Annotated in this window: 7 protein-coding genes; 6 read left to right on the top strand and 1 reads right to left on the bottom strand. The window is 60.1% G+C overall.

Translation table 11 applies throughout. The annotated features are described in order from the left end of the window. Positions 1–208: 208 nt before the first annotated feature. Both ACTJGZ_RS03340 and ACTJGZ_RS03335 read left to right on the top strand, forming a co-directional pair. Positions 209–943, top strand: coding sequence for a hypothetical protein (locus ACTJGZ_RS03340; protein WP_441661528.1), 735 nt, complete (start codon positions 209–211; stop codon positions 941–943). Positions 944–1740: 797 nt separating this feature from the next. Then, positions 1741–3135: an MFS transporter gene (locus tag ACTJGZ_RS03335; protein ID WP_441661527.1), complete on the top strand. Its 1395-nt coding sequence runs from the start codon at positions 1741–1743 to the stop codon at positions 3133–3135. 123 nt (positions 3136–3258) lie between these two features. On the opposite strand, the gene ACTJGZ_RS03330 is transcribed toward ACTJGZ_RS03335, so the two are convergent. Beyond that, positions 3259–4044 (bottom strand): IclR family transcriptional regulator, encoded by a 786-nt coding sequence (locus ACTJGZ_RS03330; RefSeq protein ID WP_441661526.1) that lies wholly within the window; start codon positions 4042–4044, stop codon positions 3259–3261. A 442-nt stretch (positions 4045–4486) separates the two neighbouring features. Between ACTJGZ_RS03330 and ACTJGZ_RS03325 the strand changes: the two genes are divergently transcribed. The 4 genes from ACTJGZ_RS03325 to ACTJGZ_RS03310 all read left to right on the top strand — a co-directional run bounded on the left by ACTJGZ_RS03325 (position 4487) and on the right by ACTJGZ_RS03310 (position 9027). Beyond that, on the top strand, positions 4487–5491 hold the full coding sequence (locus ACTJGZ_RS03325) for a tripartite tricarboxylate transporter substrate binding protein (RefSeq protein WP_441661525.1): 1005 nt from the start codon (positions 4487–4489) through the stop codon (positions 5489–5491). Positions 5492–5633: 142 nt separating this feature from the next. Next, complete coding sequence (locus ACTJGZ_RS03320; protein ID WP_441661524.1) at positions 5634–6119, top strand: tripartite tricarboxylate transporter TctB family protein; 486 nt, start codon at positions 5634–5636, stop codon at positions 6117–6119. A 1-nt stretch (position 6120) separates the two neighbouring features. Then, positions 6121–7629: a tripartite tricarboxylate transporter permease gene (locus ACTJGZ_RS03315; RefSeq protein ID WP_441661523.1), complete on the top strand. Its 1509-nt coding sequence runs from the start codon at positions 6121–6123 to the stop codon at positions 7627–7629. A gap of 528 nt (positions 7630–8157) precedes the next feature. Beyond that, positions 8158–9027, top strand: a complete 870-nt coding sequence (locus tag ACTJGZ_RS03310) for a hypothetical protein (protein WP_441661522.1) — start codon at positions 8158–8160, stop codon at positions 9025–9027. Positions 9028–9035: the final 8 nt, after the last annotated feature.

The following is a 9035-nucleotide window of genomic DNA, read 5'->3' as shown; positions in this document are numbered from 1 at the left end:
TAAGCACCTGTTAGGGTGATGTTGAGAACGGGCCTGCCTATGCAGGCCCGTTCTTTGTTTATATTGTATTAAATTAATTCTATCTAAATATATGGAAGGGTATTGTCCGTATGCTGCGGGGCAGTGACGCTCGGCCTATAGGGGGCCGGATGTGGACCAAAGGAACAGACAAATGCATAAGGCAAGCAAGAGCTTAGGTGTGGCGCTGATGACCGTATGGTTGGCCGCATGCGGGGGCGGATCGTCGTCGGACGCGGACCCGGAAGAAGGGCAGACGGGCGGGGCGCTGGCAGTTCAAGGGATGTGGGATGGCGAAACGAGCGCGGATGTGGATTTGGGCGTGCTGATCGAACCTTCCGGGACCTTGTGGGGTTTTGCCGTGCAGGAAGATTTCCTGCGTCTTTTGCATGGCAAGGTGACTGCCGATGACAACACGGCCAAGGGAACGCTCAAGGAGTTCGATCTGTTCAGCGGAACCGTCGTGACCAATTCCCTGGAAAGCCGCTTTGTGCCCAAGAAATCCATCTCTGGCTCGATGACGGGTGCCGGCAAGATCAGTTTCAAGCTGGACTATGTCGCGGACTATGAGAAGAAGGCGACGCTGCCTGAAATCGAAGGGGTATGGAAGCTGGGTTCGTCTGTTTTGTCGATGCAGGCCACGGTTGCCGCAGATGGCCGCTTCCAGGGCAAGACCACACTCGCTGGCACCTCTTGCGACTACTCAGGAAAATTCACGCCGGATACGGAGCACCATTATTACCACGGCGAGCTGGTCTTTGGCCGCAGTGCCGGCTGCCAGTATGCCGGCAAGACGATGACGGGGGTTGCCGTGCGCGGGGAAGATGATGGCGGCGCCGATGGTGATGATGCCTACCTGGTGGCCGGTTTCGTGGATGCCGCAGAGACGGCAGGCCTGGTCTTCGGCGGTGTGCGGCAGCGCTGACAAGCACATTTCTGAATAGTCTGCACTGGCCAGCCCGTGAAAACGGGCTGGTTTTTTTGTGCCTGCAATAGTGGTTATCCACAATTCAGGCAGGTATTGCTTGGTTTTTGCAACAGGCCTGTGGATAACTTTTTCGGGCAGGCGGGCGGGGCGCTAAAAAGGCTGCGAGCGAGTGTCCCGGTGAGCGCCCGGCGCTGTCTGGTGACAGGTAAAAACGGCGCAGACCTGATGCCGGAAGGATGTCTTGCCGGGGAGTGAATGCCTGCGCCTTATCGAAATAAGGCTAGATTTCATGCGGGTTTTCAGGCGGTTGGTGTAATCCCGTATGGATCTTTCCTGCTGATTTTGGTCAGACTGGAATGATGATGCTGGGGGGCGCCCGCAGAAGGAGGGACGCGTTCCATGCCGGAAGGGCAAGCAGGCCCGGCATGGGTAGAGCGGCTGGCCGCTGGCCGGGAAAATGGCTGGCCTGTCATGGCCTGAGCGGGTACTGTACGGACTGACAGGCCCATTTCGGGCAAGGTTCTTCACACTTTTATCCACAGGCTGCGGAGGCGATGATGATTTCCCGGCATAACTGATAGTGGATTTTGTTAGACCCTGATTCAGGCGCTTGCAAGTTTCTTGATCTAGAATCCAGTTCCAATTTCCAAAAATAAGGAAAAATCCAGAAATAGGAACTTCATTCTGGATTTTGCCGGGCGCAAGATAGCCCCCTGCCTGGCATATAAATGGGCGTTGACGCTGGCGCGTACCAGCAGCTCCGCTCTCTCAGAGGGTGGAATACAGGAGCACACATGACAAAAATTGATACCGAACATGCCGTCCAGACCCGCCGCGCGACGGCAAGTGGCTGGCTGGGTTCTGTCCTCGAATACTACGACTTCTTTATTTACGCCACGGCCGCGGCCCTGGTGTTCCCGCAGATCTTCTTCCCCAGCACTGACCCGAAAGTCGCTATCGTGGCTTCGCTGGCAACCTATGGTGTCGGGTATGTGGCGCGTCCTATCGGCGCTTTCGTCCTGGGCCACTGGGGAGACACGAAAGGCCGTAAGAACGTATTGCTGACGTGTATGTTCCTGATGGGCTTCTCCACGATTGCCGTGGGTTTGCTCCCCACCTATAACCAGGTTGGACTGTGGGCCCCTGCGCTGCTGGTGCTGCTGCGCCTGGTGCAAGGTTTTGCCGTTGCCGGTGAAATCTCGGGCGCCAGCTCGATGATTCTGGAACACTCGCCGTTTGGCCGCCGCGGCTTCTTTGCCAGCTTCACGCTGCAAGGCGTGCAGGTGGGCCAGATTCTGGCGGCTGCCGTGTTCCTGCCCCTGGCACACTATATGCCGGAAGATGCCTTCAATAGCTGGGGCTGGCGCATTCCGTTCCTGTTGAGCTTCATCGTTATCATCATGGGTTACGTCATCCGCCGCAAGGTTGATGAGACGCCGATTTTCCGCGAAGAAGCCAAGGAAGGCGCGCCGGTGCGCACGCCGGTTATCGACGCCTTCAAGTACTACTGGCGCGATATGCTGCGCGTGGCCTGCATGGCGTTGATGAACGTCATCCCTGTAATTGCCACGATTTTCGGTGCGGCATACGCGGTGCAGCCGGCCTATGGCATCGGTTTCGCCAAGGATGTGTATCTCTGGATTCCGGTACTGGGCAACTGCCTGGCGGTGCTGATCATTCCGTTCGTGGGCAATCTGTCCGACCGTATCGGCCGCCGCACCCCCATTATCGTCGGTGCGCTGGTGTCCGGTCTGCTGGCCTTCGCTTACCTGTATGCCATTAGCATCAAGAGCGTGCCGCTGGCGATTACGTTCTCGCTGCTGATGTGGGGCGTGGTGTACCAGGGTTACAACGCGATCTTCCCGAGCTACTTCCCGGAACTGTTCCCGGCCCGTACCCGTGTGTCGGCCATGGCGATTGCGCAAAATACCGGCACGACCATCTCGGCCTTGCTGCCCGCACTGTTCACCATCGTGGCGCCGCCCGAGTCGCGCAGCATTCCGCTGATCGTCGGTTCCATCGCTTTTGCTGTGACGGTGATTGCCGCCATGGCAGCCTGGACGGCGCGTGAAACGTACCGGATCCGCAGCCAGGATCTGGGTGATCCGAATGCCAAGCCCGTGCCCAAGGATGAGTACGACCGTTTGCGTGCCGCCGCCATTGCCCAGGCGCGCGCCGACAAGGCTTGAGCGAATCAGTGATGCGCTGGCCGGTAAGCCCGGCTGGCGCATCCTGCTCTGCAAAATGAAAAAGGCCAGCCTTTGAAGGCTGGCCTTTTTGCGTCTGGCTTCAGAGCGCGGGCAGGCGGCGGCTCAGATCAGGACACGCGCCAGGAGAGGAGAGTCGCGGCTGGCCCGGCCGAGCGCCGTGGCGGTTTCCAGCGCGGCAGGGATCAGTGCTTCCATGCGGGCCTGCGTAAACCGGAATGACGGCCCGGTGATGCACAAGGCGCCCAGCGCTTGATGGCTGCCAGGGGTGAAGACAGGCACGGCCAGCGCGCTCATGCCGTTCTCATTGGAGTCGAACATCATGGCGTGGCCCTGGGCACGCACTTTTTCCAGCCGTTTCAGCACGGCCTGGATGGAGCGCGGCGCCTGCGGCCCCTGCGTGGGTTCAGGTGTCAGCCCTTGTATGGCGATCAGGCGCAGCGCCTGGTCTTCCGGCAGGGTGGCCAGCCAGGCCAGGCCAGTGGCGGTGGCGGCCAGGTTTACAACGCAGCCCGGGCCGGGTTCGTAGCGCAGGCCAGGCCCGGCGCCCTGGGCTTTGGCGATCCAGATCAATTCTTCATGATTGACGACGGCCAGGCGCGCCAGCTCGCCGCTTTGCCGCGCGGCATGGTCCAGCGGCGGTTGCACGGCATCCGTCAGGCCGGTGGCGGCCAGATAGTCCAGCGCGATAGAAATGATCTTGATGGTCAGACAGAAGCGGCCATCATGCGTATGGCTGACATACCCCATTTGCTGCAGGTCGCCCAGCAAGCGGTGGATGGCAGTCTTGGGGATCGCAAGGCGTTCCGCAATTTCCGACATGGGCAGTCCATCGGGACAATGGGCCAGCAATTCGACGACTCGCAGGGCTCGGTCGCGGGAGGGAGGCATGTGCAACGATCCTATCAAATAAGGCTGTCCCGCAACGGAGACATGGCATCTTACGTATCCGGCTCGGCGGTATGCAAGTGGGTCATGCGGGCAGGGACAAGGCCCGGGCCACCGGGATAACAAGGATGGCTCTGGCACTGCATCCTATTTCAAATAGAACGAGAATCCAAGCGCGGCGGCCAGCCAGGCCCCGCATGACCCCCGGCAGGGCCTGGCATCCCGGTCTGGTCAGGCGCGGGGGCGCTGTCTGTTTTGCCCGGCGGCCGATCATCAGGCTGCATTTTCAGCACCTGAATGAGGCCTGAATTAGGGCAATCCCCGATGGTTGATTTCGTGAATCTTGTTTCAAATAGAATCCAGTTCCAAATATTAATCAGGTTCCGATTTTGCCGGGAAAAGCGGCGATGAAACCAAACATGCAAAGGGGATAAGAGGAATGGCAATGATGAAACGCTGCTTGGGCGCATTGGCGCTGGCCGGTATTCTGGGTGCGGCGGCTGCGCCGGCGCAGGCTGACGACTATCCCCGCCGGGATATCACCGCAATCGTGCCTTGGGGCGCCGGAGGCGCAACGGACGTTGCCATGCGCGCGCTGGCGCCGCTGGCGGAAGACGAGCTGGGCAAGAAACTGGTGATTCAGAACCGGACTGGCGGTTCCGGGGCGGTGGGCGCGAACTTCGCGCTGCGGCAACAGCCCGATGGTTACACGGTTCTGATGGCTGCCGAACCGCAGGCGCTGTACCGTGTGCTGAACCTGGCGCCGTTTGATTTCGGCGAGTTCACGCCCATCAATATCGTGTCCATCAATGACTCCATCCTGCTGGTGGCCAATCCCAATGTGCCGGCCAATACGACGCAGGAACTGTTCGATTACGTGAAGGCCAACCCCAAGAAGATCAAGCAATACATCGCAGGCCAAGGCACGGTGCCTTTCACGATCAACGCCATGATTAACGACGTCACGCCGTTTGAAACGACGCTGGTGCCGTTTGATGGCGATGGCCCGGCCATTGCCGCGCTGCAGGGCGGCCACGCCGATATCGGCTTCATTGCCTCCGGCGCGGTGCTGGAACATGTGAAGGCGGGCCGCTTGAAGGCCTTGGGCGTGCTGCGCACCGAACCCTTCGGCGATATCCCGCCGATGACGGAAGCTGCCGCACTCGATGGCCTGGAACGCCATCTGCCCTGGGGGCCGTTCTATGGCGTGTTTGTCCGCAAGGAAACGCCGGATGCCGTCAAGGCGAAGTTGTCCGATGCTTTCTCCAAGGCAGCGGCATCGCCCGACTACCTGAAGTTCAACGCTGACCGCGGAACGCGAGTGCTGAACCTGAGCGGCCAGGAAGCCCAGGATTTCCTCGACAAGTGGCAATCCACCACGGCATGGCTGTATGACTCGGTGGGCGCAGCCAAGACCAGCCCCGAGGCCTTGGGTATTCCCAAGCCCTGATGACAGGCGCGGGCAGGCCGTTTCCTCCAGGCGATGGTCTGCCCCTCCTGCATTCCGGCAAGCATGGCAAGCGGACGTCCGGCTGGTGTGTCACACACTTGCCGGACGCCTTGCCTGAGCGTACGGAAAAGAGAGATATTTGATGAAGCAACAAGCACAGCGTCAGGCAGGCGAGCTGGTATTTGTCGTCCTGCTGTTGGGATTGGCAGCCTTTCTGCTTTGGCACGCCTACGATATTTCCGGTTTTGAATCCCTGGCGTCCGCCGGGTCCTTCCCCATGGCGGCCGCCTTTCTGATGGTGGTTTGCGCCCTGCATTTTGTCTGGCGCACGTTCAAGGCATCGGCGGCATACAGCAGCCCGGTTGCGGCGGAGTTCTTCCGCAAGATTTTGCCGTCGGTCGTGCTCTGGGTCAGCCTGGCCATGCTGGCCTATATGGTCCTGATGGAGCGCCTGGGTTTCCTGTTGTCCTCGTACCTGTTCCTGGCTTGCACAATGCTATTGCTGGGTAGCCGCCGTTGGTGGGTGACGTTGTTGATTCCGGCAGTATTCCTGGGTGTGATTCACGTGGTTTTTGAAACCCTGTTTTCCGTCATTCTGCCGGCCGGTACCTGGTTGCAAGGGATCTGAGATGAACGATGCATTGCAATATTTTCTGATCGCCTGGACTGAGCCCAAGCTGCTGATGATGGCAGCGATCGGTACATTCGCAGGGATCTATATTGGCGCCATTCCCGGCCTGTCGGTCACGATGGCGGTTTCCATCCTGATTTCCTTTACATTCAAATGGCCCGTGAATGAAGCGCTGGTGCTGATTGCCGGGATTTATCTTGGTGGCGTCTATGGCGGTTCGCGCGCGTCCATTCTGCTGAATATTCCCGGCGGCCCGGCGCAGATCGCCACATCCCTGGATGGCTACCCCATTGCCAAGCGCGGCGAAGCCGGTTTGGCGATCGGGCTGACAACGGTGGTATCGGTGATTGGTGGCTTTATCGCGATTGCCGTGCTGGCGATTGCGGCGCCGGTCGTCGCCGAGTTCGCGTTGAATTTCGGTCCCAGGGAGTATTTGTTGCTGGCTGCCTGGGGGCTGTTGCTGGTGGGCAGTTTGTCCGGCGGTTCCCTCTCCAAGGGTATGTTTGCCGGCGCCTTGGGCGTGCTGATCGGTTCAGTCGGCCTGGATCCGCTGACGGCGCAGCCGCGTTTCACGTTCGGCAGTCTGGAATTGACCGCCGGGATTTCGTACATCGCGGCCATGATAGGCTTTTTCGGGGTGGCTGAAATCTTGACGCAGCTGCATGATCTGCATGGGCAAACGGTCAAACAGAATGTCAGCAAGATTGTTCCGTCGTGGAAAATGATACGCAAGTATTTACCGTTGACGGTGCGCAGTTCCGCGATAGGCGTCGGTGTTGGCGCCTTGCCGGGCGCCGGTGGCGATATTGCGGCGCTGATGGCCTACGACCATGCGCGCCGCGTGGTGAAAAATCCTGAAGTGCCGTTTGGTCAGGGCGCCTACGAAGGGATTGTGGCACCTGAAACTGCCAATAATTCGGCGGTTCCGGCAGCGTATATTCCCATGCTGACGCTCGGTATCCCTGGTGACGCCGTGACTGCCATTATTATCGGGGCGCTTTATATCCATGGTCTCAAGCCTGGCCCCATGCTGATGATCGAAACGCCGCACCTGTTTTGGTTCACGGTGGGCAGCCTGACACTGGCCAATATCTTCCTGCTGATCTTCGGCCTATCCGGCATCAAGCTATTTGCCAAGGTTGTTGAGACACCCAAGCGTATCTTGCTGCCTGTCATTCTGGTCCTGTCAGTGGTAGGGGCGTATTCCATCAATAACAATCTGATGGATGTTTACTGGATGCTGGGTTTTGGGGTATTGGGCTATTTCCTGAAGATTTATGGCTTCCAGGTGGGGCCGGTCATTCTGGGCATGGTGCTGGGGCCATTGATGGATCGTTCCTATCGTCAGGCCATGTTGTCGGCAGGTGAAAATCCGGGCGAGTTCCTGATGGGCTTCGTGACGTCACCGTTGTCGGCGGCCATTCTGCTGGCGCTGGTGTTCACCATTGTGTCGCAGACCAAATGGTGGAAGCGCCTGCGCGGCGGCAACCGCCAGGTTGAAGCCTGATTAGAGCGTGGGCCACTGCCGCCAAGCGCGCGGCGGCAGTGGCGTCATTGCCACGCTTGCCGCGCCTGGCGGCGGGCTTTTCTTGTGAAGCCGTCCTGACGCCTGCTAAGATATCCGCAGTCTGCAGCAGCCGCCCATTGCCTTCATGCGCAATTTTGGCGGCTGTGTGGTTTCTGCTTCCCGTTTTTGCCTTTTTCTTTCGCCTCGCCCGGTTCCCGTGTCTGCGCTTGCGGTCCGCCGCTCTACGATCTCGTTCAAACATCGCTATGCCGGCCGTGGCAGGTTCACGCCGGGCGTTGTTGCGCAAACCCGCTGGCGTCCGCTGGACCCGCAGGAACTGGCTTTCCGCTCTACCTTTGCCCGTGCCAAACCCGGCTGATACGCCGTGTGTTTCTTGCCGCAGCGCCGTCCAGGCGCTGCCCTCCTGATTCGCTGCCGCTGGCCTGATGGCCAAATGCGGCAGCGTCTTTCCGCAAGCACATCTATGGCTGCCTTGTCTGACGGACACGGCTGGCCAGCACGGGCATCATGCAACTCACCAAGAATTTCGTTAAGGCCAAGCAACCCTGCGCTGCGGGCTACCGCTGGTTTATCCGCGATCACAATGGCCAGGGGGAGTACCAGCAATTGCTGGATGCGCTGGTCGCCGCCAACCGCATCGAGGACGCCTGCTGGCTGCTGGATCAATTTGGCCCCATAGATGCCGTGCGCCAGGTCGATGCGGTGGAAGCCAACGCGATGATTTTCGCGGGAGAGCTGGTGGTGCGGCAGGGCATCGAGGTGGATGCGATTGTGCGTACCGGCCGCGGCATCCGCACCCAGGGCAGTATTCGTGCCGATATCATCCAGGCCGGGGGGGATGTCAACGCGGAGGGCGGCATCCGTTGCACCGGGGATTTGCGGGTTGGCGGGGACGTGCAGGCGGGCTGGGGGCTGGAGGTGAGCGGCAAGCTTCAGTGCGGCGGGCAATTGCGGGCGCAGTGGGATGTGGCCGTGGCGGGCGAGGCCCAGATCGGCGGCAACCTGCAGGTGGGGGCCGATCTGGAAGCCAAGGCCAGCCTGGTGTGCCAGCAAGGGGTCAAGGTCGGAGGCCGGATCGCCGTGGCGGGTTCGCTGAAAATCACCCGTGGCCTGATTGCCGGGGGCGCCGTGGAGGTAGAGGATTACCTGGATTCAGGCTGGGGCATCAAGGCAGGCGATGATATCCGTGCGGGCAGCGCCATCCGTGCCGGCGAGGGCATTGAAACGCCGGGGGTGCTGGAAGCAGGCGATGGGCATGGCGTCTATGCCGGCCTGGGCGTGCGTTTTGATGCCTGGGAGGTCTCGGCGCGAGTGCAGGCCCAGCACCGTCCGGCTGAACTGATCAGCGGTTATTGGGTGGAACTGGAGGCGGTCTGAGCCCGGCC

Source organism: Kerstersia sp., assembly GCF_052103615.1.
Taxonomy (GTDB): Bacteria; Pseudomonadota; Gammaproteobacteria; order Burkholderiales; family Burkholderiaceae_B; genus Kerstersia.
The sequence above is the reverse complement of the archived record's forward strand: the minus strand, read 5'-3'. Positions and strand labels throughout refer to the sequence as shown.